Origin of the sequence: Stutzerimonas stutzeri (assembly GCF_019090095.1) — a bacterium.
Lineage (GTDB): Bacteria > Pseudomonadota > Gammaproteobacteria > Pseudomonadales > Pseudomonadaceae > Stutzerimonas > Stutzerimonas stutzeri_AN.
The window spans coordinates 1,680,504-1,695,589 of sequence record NZ_JAGQFP010000001.1 but is presented as its reverse complement, the minus strand read 5'-3'; the positions used below and the strand labels follow the sequence as shown (position 1 = coordinate 1,695,589).

Annotated in this window: 9 protein-coding genes and 1 pseudogene; 6 read left to right on the top strand and 4 right to left on the bottom strand. The window is 63.9% G+C overall.

All coding sequences use genetic code 11. The features are described from left to right. The first annotated feature begins 51 nt into the window (after nucleotides 1–51). From KVO92_RS07385 to hrpA, 3 genes are all read left to right on the top strand, one after another. Complete coding sequence (locus KVO92_RS07385) at nucleotides 52–1,737, top strand: methyl-accepting chemotaxis protein (protein WP_217474951.1); 1,686 nt, start codon at nucleotides 52–54, stop codon at nucleotides 1,735–1,737. Between the two features lie 227 nt (nucleotides 1,738–1,964). Then, entirely contained in the window at nucleotides 1,965–3,569 is a 1,605-nt protein-coding gene (locus tag KVO92_RS07380) for a M28 family metallopeptidase (protein WP_217474950.1), read from the top strand. Nucleotides 3,570–3,685: 116 nt separating this feature from the next. Beyond that, a complete protein-coding gene (hrpA, locus tag KVO92_RS07375; protein ID WP_217474949.1) occupies nucleotides 3,686–7,786 on the top strand; it encodes an ATP-dependent RNA helicase HrpA in 4,101 nt (1,366 codons plus the stop codon). A gap of 125 nt (nucleotides 7,787–7,911) precedes the next feature. Here hrpA and KVO92_RS07370 read toward each other — a convergent pair whose 3' ends face one another. Next, a complete protein-coding gene (locus tag KVO92_RS07370) occupies nucleotides 7,912–8,508 on the bottom strand; it encodes a 2-hydroxychromene-2-carboxylate isomerase (RefSeq protein WP_217474948.1) in 597 nt (198 codons plus the stop codon). Between the two features lie 22 nt (nucleotides 8,509–8,530). Next, nucleotides 8,531–9,262 carry an SDR family oxidoreductase gene (locus tag KVO92_RS07365; protein ID WP_217474947.1) on the bottom strand — a complete coding sequence of 244 codons (732 nt, stop codon included), beginning with the start codon at nucleotides 9,260–9,262 and terminating at the stop codon, nucleotides 8,531–8,533. A gap of 88 nt (nucleotides 9,263–9,350) precedes the next feature. Between KVO92_RS07365 and KVO92_RS07360 the strand changes: the two genes are divergently transcribed. Then, nucleotides 9,351–9,905 (top strand): TetR/AcrR family transcriptional regulator, encoded by a 555-nt coding sequence (locus tag KVO92_RS07360; protein ID WP_217474946.1) that lies wholly within the window; start codon nucleotides 9,351–9,353, stop codon nucleotides 9,903–9,905. 105 nt (nucleotides 9,906–10,010) lie between these two features. On the opposite strand, the gene KVO92_RS07355 is transcribed toward KVO92_RS07360, so the two are convergent. Continuing rightward, complete coding sequence (locus KVO92_RS07355; protein WP_217474945.1) at nucleotides 10,011–12,128, bottom strand: TonB-dependent receptor; 2,118 nt, start codon at nucleotides 12,126–12,128, stop codon at nucleotides 10,011–10,013. Nucleotides 12,129–12,218: 90 nt separating this feature from the next. Then, nucleotides 12,219–13,244 (bottom strand): ribonuclease Z, encoded by a 1,026-nt coding sequence (locus KVO92_RS07350; protein ID WP_217474944.1) that lies wholly within the window; start codon nucleotides 13,242–13,244, stop codon nucleotides 12,219–12,221. A gap of 196 nt (nucleotides 13,245–13,440) precedes the next feature. Between KVO92_RS07350 and KVO92_RS07345 the strand changes: the two genes are divergently transcribed. After that, entirely contained in the window at nucleotides 13,441–14,223 is a 783-nt protein-coding gene (locus KVO92_RS07345; protein WP_217474943.1) for a sulfite exporter TauE/SafE family protein, read from the top strand. A gap of 75 nt (nucleotides 14,224–14,298) precedes the next feature. Next, nucleotides 14,299–15,045 (top strand): annotated as a pseudogene (locus KVO92_RS07340) (Mut7-C RNAse domain-containing protein). The last annotated feature ends 41 nt before the right edge of the window (nucleotides 15,046–15,086 follow it).

The window sequence follows — 15,086 nt, the reverse complement described above, 5'->3', positions numbered from 1 at the left end:
AACTGACACAATGCTGGTATTAATCCGCACATTTAATGGGGGTTTGCCGTCATGCTGTCCAAGCTGCGTTTACGAGGGAAGTTGTTGTTACTGGGAGTAGCGCCGACATTGCTCCTCGCCGTCGTGCTAAGCGGCGTTGCCGTTTATGAACTGCGAGACCTGGCGATCCGGCAGGAAGCTCAGACGCGCGAAAGCCTGACCCGCGATCGTCGTGCCGAACTCAAGCACTATGTCGATGTGGCGCGCACCGCGATCGGTCCGCTTTATGACCGCTCCGCCGATGGCGATATGGCCGCGCGCGCTGAAGCGGTGCGGTTGCTCCAGGGGCTTTCATACGGCACCGAAGGCTACTTCTGGGGATACGACGATCAGGCCGTGCGGGTGCTGCAAGGCAACACGCAAGACAAGATCGGCCAGAGCTTCTACAGCTATCAGGATCCCAACGGAGTCTATGCGATTCGTGATCTGGTCAAGGCCGGTCAGAACGGGACGCACTACGTCCAATACAGCTTCGAAATGCCGGGCAGCAAGACGCTCGTGCCGAAGATCGGCTACGCCGAGTACCTGCCGAAATGGAAGCTGGCCTTCGGCACCTCGTTGAACCTCGACGGCGTGGAGCGTGATGTCCAGGCGGCGCGCGACGTGTTCCAGCAGCGCATCGATCGGCTGACCGGCATCATGCTCGGTTCCGCCGCCGCATTGTTGGTCCTGGTTGTCGGCCTGGCGTTGTTCATGAGCAATGCGATTCTACAGCCGTTGCTGCGGGTCAAGCACAACCTCGATGACATGGCGGCAGGTGACGGTGATCTGACCCAGCGACTGGCTGTCAACAGCCGTGACGAGCTGGGAGAACTGGCCGGATCCTTCAACCGCTTCGTCGAGAAGATCCATTCACTGGTACAGCAGGTCGCCGGCACCACCACGCAGCTCACCGGCCTGGTCGGCGCGGTGGCCGGTCAGGCACAGCGCTCCGAGCAGGCGATGGCCGATCAGCGACATGAAACCGATCAGGTCGCCACGGCGATCAACGAGATGTCCGCCGCTGCCCATGAGGTCGCCATGAGCGCCCAACGTGCGGCCGAAGCGGCGCAACAGACCGACCAGCAGGGCTTGGCGGCCAAGCAGGTCGTGGATCGAAGCATCGAACAGATTCATGAGCTGGTTGGTGAGTTGCGTGAAAGCGGGACATCGCTCGCAGGGCTGCAGCAGGATGTGCACGGCATCGTCGGCGTCCTCGATGTGATTCGCGCGATTGCCGAGCAAACCAACCTGCTGGCGCTTAACGCTGCTATCGAAGCGGCGCGTGCCGGCGAGGCGGGCCGGGGGTTCGCCGTGGTCGCCGACGAAGTCCGCGCGCTGGCCAGCCGCACGCAGCAGAGCACCGGTGAGATCCAGAGCATGATCGATCGCCTGCAAACGGCCACCTCACACACCGTGACAACCATGCTGCGCGCTGGGGAGAAAGGCGAAGCGACCCGTCAGCAGGCCAATCAGGCGGGCGAGTCCCTGGACGCCATCGCGGCGTTGATCGGCACGATCAACTCGATGAACGCGCAGATCGCCAGCGCCGCCGAAGAGCAGACCGCCGTGGCCGAGGAGATAAACCGCAGCGTGCACCACATCGCCGATGCGGTAGACGGCGTGGCCAGTGATGCCGCCGAAGGCGCCCAGACCGCGCGCGAACTCAACGGATTAGGTGAGCATCTGCAACGGCTGGTCGGGCAGTTCCGCGTATGAGGGCGCGGTAACGGCCGAGGCGCCCCGCAGCGAGGCGTGGCTGAGGCGTTCGACAGTGCGTGCCAAGCGGAGCGACCAACGGTCGCGCAACCGTCGCCCGCCGGCGAACGCCTGCACAGGCGGAGCGGTCTAGTCCCCTATGGCCGCGTCCACTTTGTGCAGTAGGGGACGATGGCGCATGCCATTTGCGGCCTGCCCATCAATCTCGTTGCAAGGATGAGTTACCCATGCAGAAAAAAAACAATGCACGTCGGGTAGTTGCTTCTTTCGCTTTTCTCGCCTCCACCGCAGCCCTGGCTGCACCTACCGCCGAGCCTGCCGCGTTCAATGAGTACTGGTCGCCTGGCAAGCCCGACGCTCGTATCTGCAAGTCTCCGCTACTGGTCGGCACCCCGTTGGGGCTTCCGCGCTGTATGCAGGCGAGCAACATCATGACGCACCTGCAGAACCTGCAGGACATCGCCTCCCTGAACCAGGGCAATCGCGCGTCCGGTCTGTCGGGTTATCAGGCCTCGGTGGACTACGTGCGTAGCACGCTCGAGCGCGCCGGCTACCGGGTTCGGGTGCAGGCTTTCCCGTTCCTGGCGTTCTATCCCGCAGGGCCGGGCACGCTGGCGGCGGTGACACCGCAGCCGATGCAGTACACCTGGGAAGAGGACTTCACCTACGCCGACCAGACCGATCCGGGCAATGTCACCGCGCCCGTGGTGCCGGTCGACCTGGCGTTGGGATTGGGCAATACCTCGACCAGCGGCTGTGAGGCCTCGGACTTTGCCGGCTTCCCGGCCGGTGCCATTGCCTTGATGCAGCGCGGCTCCTGCCCGTTCGGGGACAAGGCGACCAACGCGGCGGCGGCCGGCGCGGCCGGGGCGATCATCTTCAACCAGGGCGACACCGAGGACCGCAAGGGCCTGCTGGTCGCCACCCTGGGCGAGGATTATCAGGGCGGCATCCCGGTGATGTTCGCGACGTACGATAACGGCGTCGCCTGGTCGCAGACCGATGGGCTGCAGCTGAGCATGAACGTCGACGTGGTCCGCAAGCAGTCGGAAACCTACAACGTGCTGGCCGAGACCCGTCGTGGCAATCCGAACAACGTGGTGATGGTCGGTGCGCACCTGGACTCGGTGTTCGAAGGGCCGGGGATCAACGACAACGGCTCCGGTAGCGCAGCGCTGCTGGAAATGGCCACGCTGATGAGCAAGGCCCACCCGTTGAACAAGGTGCGCTTCGCCTGGTGGGGGGCCGAGGAGTCGGGCCTGGTGGGTTCGACCTACTACGTCAATCAGTTGCCGGAGGAGGAAAAGCAGCAGATCAAGGCGTACCTGAACGTCGACATGATCGGCTCGCCGAACTACGCGAACTTCATCTATGACGGCGACGGCTCCGATTTCGGCCTGCAAGGCCCGCCCGGCTCCGGTGCCATCGAACGTCTGCTGCGAACCTACTTCCAGCTGCGCAACGCGCCGTCCGAGGGTACCGAGATCGACTTCCGCTCCGACTATGCGCAGTTCTTCGACGACGGCATCGCCTTTGGCGGGCTGTTCACCGGCGCCGAGGACATCAAGAGCGTGGAGCAGGCGCAGCGCTACGGCGGTACGGCCGGGGAGGCTTATGACCCGTGCTACCACAGTGCATGCGACAAGCTTGGCAACATCTCCACCGAGGCGTTGGAGCTGCACGGCGATGCCTTGGCCTTCGCCACCAGCTGGCTATCGCTGTCGACCAAGATGATCGACGACGAGAAAGCGGCAGCGGCGAAGCAGAGCATTGGCACACTGCGCATCCAACGGGCACAGGAGAAGTCCCGCTGGGGTCATTGGATCCGTTGATCGCCTGATCACCGCGCCGGTTCGCCGGCGCGGTCCTTCCGCCAATCCCTTTCCTTACGGCCAGCCGGGCAAATCTGCGACAATCGCGCCCTTCACGAAATCGCTTACGGCTGTCCATGACCGACGCAACGCCCGCTTTCGAGCAACTCCTTAAAAATCTCGACCAGGCGATGTACGCCGATCGCCATCGCTTGCGTCGTCAGCTGCACGACCTGCGCAAGAAGGCCGGCGCCGCCCCCATTGATGAAGTACGCCTGGCCCAGTGGCTCGAGCGCTTCCAGGCCTCGGTGGCCAAGGTCGAGGCGCGGCGCCAGAGCGTGCCGGTCATGCGCTACGACGACAGCTTGCCGATCGCCGCCAAGCGCGACGAGATCAAGGCCGCGCTGGAAAAACATCAGGTTCTGGTGATTGCCGGCGAAACGGGCTCGGGCAAGACCACCCAGCTGCCGAAGATTTGCCTGGAGATCGGGCGGGGTGTGCATGGCCTGATCGGCCACACCCAACCCCGCCGGTTGGCTGCGCGCAGCGTCGCCACACGGGTGGCCGAGGAGATCGGTACGCCGCTGGGCGAGCTGGTCGGTTATCAGGTGCGCTTCGAGGACCAGAGCAAGGACAGCTCGCTGATCAAGCTGATGACTGACGGCATCCTCCTGGCCGAAACCCAGCACGATCGCTTCCTCGAACGCTACGACACCATCATCGTCGACGAAGCCCATGAACGCAGCCTCAACATCGATTTTCTGCTCGGCTACCTCAAGACGCTGCTGCCGCGCCGGCCCGACCTGAAAGTCATCATCACCTCGGCGACCATCGACCTGGAGCGCTTCTCCGAGCACTTTGGCGGGGCCGGCCTTCCGGGTGCGCCGATCGTCGAGGTCTCCGGGCGTACCTACCCGGTGGAAACCTGGTATCGGCCACTGGCGGCGGAGACCGACGAGGACGGCAATCGGGTCGAGGATGACCTCACCGTCGACCAAGGCATCCTGGCGGCGCTGGACGAGATCGATGCCCACGAGCGCAGCATCGGCAAGCGCCCCGGCGATGTGCTGGTGTTCCTGCCGGGCGAGCGGGAAATTCGCGACGCCGCCGAGGTGCTGCGCAAGGCCAACCTGAAATTCACCGAGGTGCTGCCGCTGTACGCGAGGCTGACGCCCGCCGAGCAGCAGAAGATCTTCCAGCCGCGACCGGGCCGCAAGATCGTGCTGGCGACCAACGTCGCGGAAACTTCGCTGACCGTACCCGGCATTCGTTATGTGATCGATTCGGGTACCGCACGCATCAGTCGCTACAGCTACCGCGCCAAGGTCCAGCGCTTGCCGATCGAGGCGGTGTCCCAGGCCAGCGCCAACCAGCGCAAGGGGCGCTGCGGGCGGGTCGAGCCGGGGATCTGCATCCGGTTGTACAGCGAGGAGGATTTTCTCAGCCGGCCGGAATTCACCGATCCGGAGATCCTGCGCACCAACCTGGCCGCGGTCATCCTGCAGATGCTGCACCTGCGCCTCGGCCAGATCGAAGATTTTCCCTTCATCGAGCCGCCGGACGGCAAGGCCATCAGTGATGGCTTCAACCTGTTGCAGGAGCTGTCGGCGGTCAGCCGCGAGAACCAGCTGACGCCTTTGGGCCGGCAGCTGGCGCGCCTGCCCATCGACCCGCGGCTCGGGCGCATGCTGCTCGAAGCGGCCACGCTGGGCAGCATGGCCGAGGTGCTGATCGTCGCCAGTGCGCTGTCGGTGCAGGACGTGCGCGAGCGCCCGGCCGATCGTCAGCAGCAGGCCGACCAGGCCCACGCGCAGTGGAAAGATCCGGACTCGGACTTCGCCGCGCTGATCAACCTCTGGCGCGGTTTCGAGGAGCAGCGCCAGGCGCTCGGTTCCAATGCCCTGCGCACCTGGTGCCGGAAGAACTTCCTCAACTACCTGCGCCTTCGCGAATGGCGCGATGCGCATCGCCAGCTGATGTTGATCGTGCGGGAGCTCCAGCTTGGCGCGGGCAGATCGGCCGACGGCTCCGGCCAGCGAACGCACGTCGGCAAGGCAGGTAGGGTGGAAGACGGCGAAGCCTCTTCCACGCGTCCGGCCCCGGCTGCACCGACCACTGACAACAAGGTCAACGCCATCCTGCGCCAGCAGCATGAAGCCAGCGAAGCGGCGCAGAAGGCCAAGGGCTACGCGGCGGTGCACAAGGCCATTCTCGCCGGCCTGCTCAGCCAGATCGGGCACAAGACCGAGGAAGGCGATTTTCTCGGCGCCCGCCAGCGGCGCTTCTGGGTGCATCCTTCCAGCGTAATCGGCCGCAAGAAGCCCAACTGGATCATGGCCGCGGAGCTGGTGGAGACCACCAAGCTGTTCGCACGCATGGTCGCCAAGATCGAGCCGGACTGGATCGAGCCGCTCGCCGGGCATCTGATCAAGAAGAACCACTTCGAGCCGCATTGGGAAAAGAAGCGCGGCCAGGTGGTGGCCTACGAGCAGGTGACGCTCTACGGCATGATCGTCGTTGGCCGCCGGCCGGTGCATTACGGCCCCATCGACCCGCCCGCGGCGCGCGAGCTGTTCATCCGCGAAGGGCTGGTGCGCGGCGAGATGCACAGTCGAGCCAAGGCCCTCACGGCGAATCGCGAGTTGCTGGAACTGTTCGACGAACTGGAAGCCAAGGCCCGTCGCCGCGACATCATTGCTGACGAGGACACCCTGTTCGCCTATTACGACGCGCGGGTGCCGCATGACATCTACCAGACCGCGAGTTTCGAGACCTGGTACAAGCGCGAGAGCCAGAAGAACCCGCAACTCTTGGTCATGCGCGACGAGGATGTCCTGGCGCGTGACGCCAGCGAGGTCACCGCGGCGCAGTACCCGGACCATCTGCGCATTGGCGAACTTCAGCTGCCGCTTGAATACCACTTCGAACCCAACCACCCGCGCGACGGCGTGACGTTGCGGGTGCCCGCGCCGCTGCTGCCGCAGCTGCGGGCCGAACGGCTCGACTGGCTGGTGCCGGGGTTGATCGAGGCGAAGGCGGTGGCGCTGGTGCGCAACCTGCCCAAGGCGATCCGCAAGAACTTCGTCCCGGTGCCGGATTTCGTCAAGGCCGCGCTCTCGAAGATCACCTTCGGCGAAGGCGCGTTGCCCGAAGCGCTGGGCCGCGAGCTGCTGCGCATGACCGGCGCTCGCGTTTCGGACGAGGCCTGGGCGGAAGCGGCCATGGGGCTGGAAAGCCATCTGAAGATGAACATCGAGGTGGTCGACGCCCGGGGGAAATTCCTCGGTGAAGGCCGTGATCTCGCCGAGCTGACGGCACGCTTCAGCGAAGCCAGCCAGGCAGCGTTGGCACCGCCACAGCAGAAGGCCGAACAGAAGCCCGTCGAGGCCAAGGGGTTCGCCCAGGTAGCCGAGAAGGCTCAGGCGAAGATGGCTGGGTTGTCGATGACGGTCTATCCCGCACTGGTCGAGGAGGCCGGGGTGGTCAAGGAGGGCCGTTTCCCGACCCAGGCCGAGGCCGACTACCAGCATCGGCGCGCGCTGCAGCGTCTGTTGCTGCAACAACTGGCCGAGCCAGCGAAATACCTGCGTAACAAGCTACCGGGTCTCACCGAGCTGGCGCTTTTGTATCGCGACATGGGCAAGGTCGATGCGTTGGTCGAGGACATCCTGCTGGCCAGCCTCGACAGCTGCATCCTCGACGGCGAAACCCAGCTGCCCCGCGATGGCGCGGCGCTGGCGTCACTGGCCGAGCGCAAACGCGGCGACTGGGCGGCGCACGCCGAACGGCTGGCGCGCCTGACGCTGGACATCCTCAAGCTCTGGCACGGGCTGCAGAAGCGCTTCAAGGGCAAGATCGACCTGGCTCAGGCGGTGGCGCTGAACGACATCAAGGCGCAGCTGGCCAACCTCGTTTATCCGGGCTTCGTGCGCGAAACGCCGGGCGAGTGGCTGAAGGAATATCCGCGCTATCTCAAGGCCGTCGAGCAACGCTTCGAGAAGATCGGCGCTCAGCTGCAGCGTGACCGCGTGTGGTCCGGCGAATTGGCCGGCTACTGGGAGCAGTACCAGGCGCGGCTGAAAAAGCACCAGCAGGAAGGCAAGCGCGACCCCGAGCTGACGCTGTATCGCTGGATGCTGGAGGAATACCGTGTATCGCTCTGGGCCCAGCAGCTCGGGACAAAGATGGCGGTGTCGGACAAGCGGTTGAACAAGCAGTGGAGTCAGGTGGAGGTTTGACCGCCGCGTGGCGTGGCTGCGGCAATCCGGCCTTTTCGTCCGCTCACGGGTAGGCGCGCTCCTGCGGCATCGGCACTGGCGCGCTTTCGCGTATCACGGATTGCCGCGATCCATCACCTTCGTGCTTATCTGCCCATGAGCGCGTCCGCGACGAATGTCAGGCGATCCTGTCCGAAGAACATCTCGTCACCGACGAAGAAAGTCGGTGCGCCGAAGACGCCGCGCTGCACGGCTTCTTCAGTGTTCGTTTTGAGTGCCGTCTTGACCTGTTCGTCGCCAATCATTGTCTGATACTGCCTGACGTCGAGTCCCGCTGTCTCCAGCGTCGCCGCCAACACTGCCTGGTCGCCAAGGTTGCGCTGATCGACCCAGAGGCTCTGAAAGAGCGCGTCGAGGTAGGCGCTGAATGCATCGGGCTGTCGCAACTGGTAGCCGATGGCGCCGCGCATCAGCGCCAGCGTGTTGATCGGAAAGTGGGGATTGAAGGCGAATGCTACGCCGTAGCGTCGGGCGTGGCGCAGCAGATCGGTGGCCATGTAGCGACCCTTGGCTGGCACGGTTGCTGGCGACGAGTTGCCCGTGGCTTGGAATACGCCACCGAGAAGCATCGGCCGACAGCGTAGTTGCGCGCCGGTGTCTGCGCACAGTGCAGGAAGCTGGCTCCAGGCGAGGTAGCTCGCCGGGCTGCCAAGGTCGAAGAAAAACTCGAGGGTCTTGGTCATCAAAGTCGCTCCGGTTTTGGGTTTACCAGCGCTCGGTCCACGGGCGCAGGTCGAGTTCGAAGGTCCAGGCGTCGCGCGGCTGAGTGTGCAGGTGCCAGTAGTTGTCGGCGATGTGCTCCGGGTTGAGGATGCCGTCTTCATCCTTGAGGGCGTAGCGCTCGGGAAAGCTGTCGCGGATGAATGCCGTGTCGATCGCCCCGTCGACCACGACGTGCGCGACATGAATATTCATCGGCCCCAGTTCGCGCGCCATGCTTTGCGCCAGTGCGCGAATGCCATGCTTGGCCCCGGCGAAGGCGGCGAACCCCGCTGATCCGCGCAGACCTGCCGTGGCGCCGGTAAACAGGATGGTGCCGCGTCCGCGTGCGACCATACGCCTGGCCACTGCCTGGCTGGTCAGGAAGCCCGAAAAGCAGGCCATTTCCCAGATCTTGAAGTATTTGCGTGCCGTCTCCTCGAGGATGCTGCATGGCACGTTTGCGCCGATATTGAAAACCATCACTTCGATCGAGCCGATGTCACGTTCGATGGTTTCGATGAGGTCGGCTACTTCATCTTCCTTACGGGCATCGGAGGCGAAGCCATGGGCGCGACCGCCCTCGGCAACGATGCTGTCGACCAGTGGCTGAAGTTTGCCGGCGCTGCGCCGAGTGACGCAGGCAACATAGCCTTCACGGGCAAACCGCCGCGCAATGGCGCCACCGGTGGAGTCTCCGGCGCCGATTATCAGGGCGACACGATTGTCATTATTCATGGGTTCGCGCTCTTGCTAAACGATCGTTAGGTAAACGAACGTTATGTTAACCTCCGCGCATCGTCAAGGATCACCAGAGGGCGCATGCATGCGTTATTCCTCCAGCCACAAAGAGCAAACCCGTCAGCGCCTGATTGAAAGCAGTGGCGCGATTGCCAAGCGCGGCGGCTTTGCCACTACCGGTGTCGATGGTCTGATGAAAGCCATCGGCCTGACTGGCGGCGCGTTCTACAGTCATTTCCCGTCGAAGGGCGACCTGTTCACCGAGGTAGTTCGACGTGAGTTATCGCAAAGCCCGATCGTTGCTCGAGATGGGGTGTTCGATCGGACCCGCCTCGAACGCTGCCTCGACGCCTACCTGAGCATGGCTCACCTGCACAACCCGGACGCAGGCTGCGCAATCCCGGCGCTAGGTGCCGAAATCGCTCGTGCCGAGACGCCGGTGCGGGAAGAGGCCGAGCATTGGTTGTGCGCCTTGCAACAGGCCTGGGCGCAGACGCTTGAAGATGGTGATCTGGCCTGGGCGTTGATCGCGCAGTGCGTGGGCGCTCTGGTCGTAGCTCGGATGCTGGTCAAGGAAGAGACCCAGCGTGAGGTGCTCGATGCGAGCAGAAACATGCTTCATTCGGCTTTGACGCAATGACGGGCGGGCAGGTCGGGACCGGGGCGATCGCTGAGGAGGGCAGGGCGATAGGCCTGGGTGAGGCGCCCGCGAGCGGGCGCCTCGCTTGTTGCGAGCGATTCGGGATCAGAACCGGTAGTTCGCGCTCAGCTCGAGGGTGCGCGGCGCGCCGGGGGTGATCAGATCGACCGAGCCGTGGGCCGAAGCGTAGTACTCCTTGTCGAAGACGTTGAACAGGCGCAGTGCGGCATCCCACTTCGGCTGCTCGTAGAACAGCGCGGCGTCGACCGTGGTATAGCCAGGCATCTCGGTGTCGTTATCCAGCGCGGTGTATCGGCTGCCCACATAGTTCGCACCCATGCCGACACGCCATTCCGGTGCCAGCGTGCGCACGGCCCAGAGGTTGGCGCTGTGACGCGGGGTAAGGGTCGGCACCTGGCCTTCGTTGTCGACACCGTTGGTCTTGCTGTTCGACTTGGTGATCTCGGCGTCGAGGAAGGCGTAGCCGCCATAGAGCTGCCACTTGTCCGTGACCTGGCCCATGAAGGTGGTTTCGAATCCGTCGGTGCGCTGCTCGCCTGCGAGTACCAGCTTGGCCGGGTTGATCGGGTCGGTGGTCTTGATCTCGGTGCGCTCGAGACGGAAGATCGCGGCGGTCAGCGTGAGGCGATCCTGCAGCAGGTTCCACTTGGCGCCGATCTCGTAGTTCGTGGTTTCCTCCGGCTTCAGTTCGACGTTGGTCGCGCTGACCTGGAACATTTCGCCCGATGGCTGGTAGGAGCGGCTGACCGACAGGTAGTAGGACTGCACGTCATCCGGCTGCCAGACCAGGCCTGCGCGCGGGCTGAGAGTGTAATCAGTACGCTCCAGTTCGGCCTTGCCATTGAGGTCGTCGCGGAAGGACTGGTTGAACTCGTCGTAGCGCACGCCCAGCAGCGCTTTCCAGTGGGGCGACAGTTCGATCAGGTCCTGGATGTAGAGGCCTGTGGTGTCCTGGGTATTGAGGCCATCGCCGGTCTTTCGATTGGCCTGGGACGGCACCGGCAGCAGCGTGTCGCCATACACCGGCACCCGCGCGACATCGTCCTGGTTGTAGAACTGCTGGTCCTTTTCCTGGCGGCCAAACTCGACGCCGTAGAGCAATTGATGGTTCATGCCGGCAACGACCGCGTTCTGCTTGAGCTCGGTCTGGTTGAACCAACCGTCTTCCTTGCGCTGGACGTTGCCGCGCTTGAGCTTGACCAACAGCGTGCCGTCCGGCGCCGTGACGAAGCGGTTGGCATCGGTGTGCGCCAGGGTGTTGTTACGATCCAGATCGTAGTGGTAGTAGCGGCTGGTGTTGCTCAGCGTGAAGGCGTCATTGATCTGGTAGTCGATGCCGGCGGTCAGCGAGAAGACTTCGCTTCGGGTGTAATCCTGACTAGCGTTGGCCGAGCCGAAGCGCTTGTCGCGATCGACATCGACGGGCCGGCCATTGAGTGCCGGAATACCGAAGTCGATCAGACGCTTGTCGTAGAGGTACGACGCGCCGATGTTGACTTCCAGATCGTCGGAAAGGCGGAAGTAGGCGGACGGGGCGAGCGCTTTGCGCTCCAGAAAGCTGTCTTCGCGGAAGGTGTCGCTGTCTTCCAGCGCGCCGGTCACGCGAAACGCCTTGTCCTGGGTTTGCTGGTCGGCCCAGCCGGCATCGAACTGGGTGCGGCGTTTGCCTTCGCTGTCGAAGCTGACGCCGACTTCCTGTTCCGGTGCGAAGGTTGGCTTCTTCGTCACGCTGTTGATCAGCCCGCCCGAGGAACCGCGGCCGTAGAGAACCGCCGCCGGCCCTTTGATCACCTCGACGCGCTCGATGTTCGACAGGTCGCGGAAGTACAGCGCGTCGTCACGAATGCCATCGATGTACTGGTCGCCGATCGCGCTGAAGCCGCGGATGGTGACCTGATCGCGTTGCCCGTCGCCGTTGCTCAGCCCGATGCCCGGAACATTCTTCAGCGCGTCTTCCAGCGAGTCGGCACCCTGGTCTCTGAGCACGCTCTGTGGCACCACGTTGATCGATTGCGGAACATCACGCAGCGGCGCATCGATCTTCAGTGCAGCCTTGCTCTGCTCGGGTTTGTAGCCGGCTTCCTCGCGGGTGCCGGTCACCGACGAGCCTGGGAGCTCGATCGGTGAAGTGGGCTGGGCATAAACGACGGGGGTCGCCAGAGCGGTAAGCAACGGCAATAGGCGGGTTGCGTTTGATGGCACGGTGTCATCCTCCAGGGAAAGGGAGGCGACAATAGCGGTATGTAAATTGAATGTAAATGATACGAGTTATCATTAGCGTTCATTTGTTTGTCATGCCGGTGGCGGCTTGAGCGAAGCCGAGCCCGGAGCCGACGACCGAGCATGGCTGCCGGCGACGCGATCCACTCTCTGCACCTGTCCGGTCTTGTCGAGTCTCAGATGCAGCAGATCCTCGGCCAGTATCAATTGCCCGTCGTAGTGGCGGGTCGCCTCCGTTCGAATGTCCTCGATCGAGTGACCGCGCCCAGGGCTGTTCTGGTAGCGAGCGCTGAAATGCGTCAGCACAAGATTCGGAGCGCCGACGTCGGCGGCGAACGCGGCGACCTGCGCGGCAGTGCTATGGCCGAACTCGGCCTTGCCGGCCTCTGCGATCGTTTGCGTGTAGGTGGCTTCATGAATCAGCAACTGCGCACCCTGGCAAGCGTCGCGCAGCAGTTCCGGGCGGTCGTTGTCGCCGCCGACGACAATGCGCCGTGGCGCGCGAGTCAGCAGTAGATAGTCCTCGCTACGCAGGGTGCGTCCGGCCAGTTCGACATCGTTGCCGTGCATCAGCGCGCCCCAAAGTGGACCGCGCGGGATGCCGTCGCGATCGAGCCGCTCCACGTCCAGGCGTGGGTCCGGGCGGGCTTCGGTGAAGCGGTAGCCCCAGCTCGGCACACGGTGGGAGAGGGCAGTGGCTTCGACCTGCACCTGCGCATTGCGCCAAGCGTGCAGGTTTTCGACGGCGTGGAAATGCAATTCGTAAGGCAGCCCGCTCTGGCTCATTTCAAGCGTGGCGCGTACCCATCCTTCGATCGCAGCGGGCGCAATGATCTCCAGCGGCTGCTCGCGCCGCGCCATACCGGCGCTGGCGAGCAACCCAGGCAGGCCATAGCAGTGATCGCCGTGCACGTGGGTGATGAAGATCGCGCGCAGCCCGTGCAGTGTTAGCGGTGTACGCAACAGCTGATGCTGGGTGCCTTCGCCGCAGTCGACCAGGTACCAGCCCTTGCCGCTGTCTTCGAGCAACCCGAGACCGGAGACGTTGCGGGCCCGGGTCGGGGTGCCGGATGAGGTGCCGAGGAATATCAGGTCCACGCAAGCGCTCCTGGTTTGTCTGGACAGCGAGTCAGAACGTCGCAACTGAAAGCCGTGGATAGCCGATCCGCCGCGGTTCGACTGCTTATTCTTTTAAGCTACTAAGAAAGCACAAACTTATATTAAGAATAGCTAACTCATACCGTTATGCTGGCCGCCTTCGATACGGTCGTTGGCCCTTTATCAGGATCGCATGATGGAGTTTGGTGTTCTTGGCTTTGTAATAGCAGGCCTGGTGGTCGGATTCATCGTCGGCATGACCGGAGTGGGCGGCGGTTCGTTGATGACGCCGATTCTGCTGTGGTTCGGCGTCAATCCCGCTGCCGCCGTCGGCACCGATCTGCTCTATGCGGCCATCACCAAGGCCGGTGGCGTCTGGGTGCACCAGAAGCAACGCAATATCGACTGGCGTATCACCGGCTACCTCGCTGCCGGCAGCTTGCCGGCGGCGGCGTTGATGCTGTGGGTCCTCAAGGGACTGCACGGCGATCAGGAGGCCCTCAACGCGGTCATCAAGCAATCGCTGGGTGTCGTTCTGGTGCTCACCGCGTTGGCGGTCCTGTTCAAGAAGCGCCTGCTGGCGTTCGCCTCGCGCCTGTCCGGGCCCACCCCGCGGCTCTCGCCTCGTGGCCTGGATGCGCTGACCGTGGTGGTCGGGCTGGTGCTCGGGGCGATGGTGACCCTGACCTCCATCGGTGCCGGTGCGCTGGGCACCGTGGCGCTGTTTTTCCTCTACCCGCTGCTTACCACCCGCCGGCTGGTGGGCACCGAAATCGCTCATGCCGTGCCGCTGACGCTGGTCGCCGGCCTCGGTCATGCCGGCATGGGCAACATGGACTGGACCATTCTGGCCTATTTGCTGGTGGGCTCCTTGCCGGGCATCTACCTGGGCAGCAACCTGTCCGGTCGTGTGCCGGATGCGGTACTGCGTCCTTGCATGGCGGTGATGTTGGCGATGATCGGCTATAAGCTGATCTGACCGCAGCCCTTTGGAGGCGCGACGCTGCGCGCGTTCCGTCATGGACTCGTCGCGATCGGCGTTGCCGTATCTGCAATGACGACCGCCACCTTCCGCTTCTACGCCAGGCTCAATCACTTCCTTTCGGTCGAATGCCGCGGGCAATCCTTCGATTGCCGCTGTGCGCGGGCCGCCACTACCAAGCACATGATCGAAGCCCTCGGCGTGCCACATACCGAGGTCGCGCTGGTGCTGGTCAATGGTCAGCCGGCCAGCCTCGAGAGAGCCATCGTCGATGGCGATCGGGTGGCCGTCTATCCCAAGTTCGAACAGCTGGACGTCAGTTCACTGAGCGCCTTGCAGGCGTTGCCGCCCGGCCCGCCGCGCTTCGTCGCCGATGCCCACCTCGGCGGCCTGGCGAGGCTGCTGCGCATGGCCGGTTTCGACACGCTGTACGACAACCACTTCGAAGATGCCGCCATGGCAGAGCTGGCCAACCGTGAACAGCGGGTGCTGCTGACCCGCGACCGCGCCCTGTTGATGCACCGGAGGGTGCTGCACGGCTGCTATGTGCAGGCCGTCAGACCACAGAAGCAGCTACGTGAGCTCTATCACCGCCTCGATCTGGCCGCCCATGCCCGCCCGTTCAGCCTGTGCATGACCTGCAACGCGCCGTTGCAACCGGTCGACAAGGCCACAGTGCTCGACCGCCTGCCACCCAGGGTGCAGGCGCGTCATCAGCGATTCCTCGGGTGCGATTGATGTGGGCGGCTCTTCTGGGAAGGCACACACTGGCAGGACATGCGTGCCTTGCTCGAGTCTCTCGCCCTGGCGGACCGCTGATTGCCGAGCCCGCCGCGACCCGGCGGGCGGGTGGCAACGCG

What these genes read in the sequence shown, in the direction of transcription:
- KVO92_RS07370 (WP_217474948.1), bottom strand. Translation starts at nt 8,508, where the DNA reads ATGACCAAGACCCTCGAGTTTTTCTTCGACCTTGGCAGCCCGGCGAGC.
- KVO92_RS07385 (WP_217474951.1), top strand. Translation starts at nt 52, where the DNA reads ATGCTGTCCAAGCTGCGTTTACGAGGGAAGTTGTTGTTACTGGGAGTA.
- hrpA (WP_217474949.1), top strand. Translation starts at nt 3,686, where the DNA reads ATGACCGACGCAACGCCCGCTTTCGAGCAACTCCTTAAAAATCTCGAC.
- KVO92_RS07345 (WP_217474943.1), top strand. Translation starts at nt 13,441, where the DNA reads ATGGAGTTTGGTGTTCTTGGCTTTGTAATAGCAGGCCTGGTGGTCGGA.
- KVO92_RS07380 (WP_217474950.1), top strand. Translation starts at nt 1,965, where the DNA reads ATGCAGAAAAAAAACAATGCACGTCGGGTAGTTGCTTCTTTCGCTTTT.
- KVO92_RS07360 (WP_217474946.1), top strand. Translation starts at nt 9,351, where the DNA reads ATGCGTTATTCCTCCAGCCACAAAGAGCAAACCCGTCAGCGCCTGATT.
- KVO92_RS07365 (WP_217474947.1), bottom strand. Translation starts at nt 9,262, where the DNA reads ATGAATAATGACAATCGTGTCGCCCTGATAATCGGCGCCGGAGACTCC.